The 1,406-nt window shown below is 30.3% G+C and carries 1 protein-coding gene; it reads right to left on the reverse strand.

Annotated elements, in window-relative coordinates; all coding sequences use genetic code 11:
- Positions 1–30: 30 nt before the first annotated feature.
- Positions 31–1,383, reverse strand: a complete 1,353-nt coding sequence (locus G3997_RS05695) for an alanine:cation symporter family protein (protein WP_296644230.1) — start codon at positions 1,381–1,383, stop codon at positions 31–33.
- Positions 1,384–1,406 lie beyond the last annotated feature (23 nt).

Below are 1,406 nucleotides of genomic sequence, written 5' to 3' on the forward strand. Positions count from 1 at the left end.
ACCTACTAATGAACATGTTTTAATTAGTTATTAAGCTACTTTGTTAACATCTTTAACATTTCCGTTTTTTATAGCTTTATTTGTTTTGTAAGCAAATACAGTTAAAGCAACTAAGTTTATACCAGAACATACGAATAATAATAAGTCAACTGCTTCAAATACAACGTTAGCTCCAAATATAGCTAATGTTCCAGCTGTTATTATTAAAGTTAAGTATATTACTATATTTTTGTTAACAGCATTCTTTTTGAATAGTTTTCTTAAGTAGTAATATGAACCTAATATAGTAGTCATAGCTGATAATACTGTGAATAATGACATAACTATTAAACCAAAGTTTCCAGTAACGCTAGATGCTGTATTGAAGAATGAAGATAATCTATACATAGCATCATTTGGAGTACCATAGTTAATTATTCCTTGTTCTATACCATAACTTGCTATATAAGAAGTTATAAATATTGCTATGAATAAAGTCATTATACTTGGTATTAATGATATTGCACCTGCTTCTCTTGGCTCAGAATCAGATTGTTGAGCAGACATTGCTAAACATCCAAGTCCAGTTTCAACAGTTTGTAAAACTTTTTGCATACCTAAAACGAATCCCATTGGTACACCTAACATTGCGTTTACAGGGTTCATCATTCCTTCTACTAATCCAGAGAAGTAAGATGGTATATAATTAGCAGTTTTTACTATAAAGAATAAAGCAAATAATAAGTAAGCAGCTAAAGCTGTTCCTATCATGTAAGTCATAGCGTTCATGAATATATCATCTTTCTTAGATAATACAACAAGAGCTACTATAGCTACTACAGGTATTACTATGAACATATATCTTTGAACTAAAGAAAGTTCTATACCCATAAATTGAGAAGCTACTATTGTAAATACAGAGTCTATTCCACTAAATTGGAATCCTCCAAATCCAAATACCATTAGGGCTACTATTGATATTGCATAGAAAAATCCTAATTTTGGACTTATTAATTTAGAAATATACTCTTTTGGACCTTGTTTCATTATTTTTGAGTTTACAGTTTCAGAATAAGAAACAGGTATCATTACAAGTGCTCCTATGAAAGCCCAAGCAACGATTGCTTCTATATTATGTTGTCCTGCACCGTATAATTTTGATAATGCTCCAAGCACACCTACGATAGCACCTGTACCAACCATTGCTCCTAATGATATTGAAGCAGGTCCTATCATATTTTTAAATTTCATTTTTGATGGTTTTGTTAATTTAGGTTGTATCTTAAATATAGTTGTGTAAGCCATATAAGCACCTAAAACTAACATGAATGGTACGAACACAGGCCATATAACTTCTGATATAGCAGTTATAGCATGTTCTAATTGAATTAAAATTAAATCCACATTTTCCTCCTATCTTTTATATT

Source organism: Romboutsia sp. 13368, from assembly GCF_018336475.1.
GTDB lineage: Bacteria > Bacillota > Clostridia > Peptostreptococcales > Peptostreptococcaceae > Romboutsia.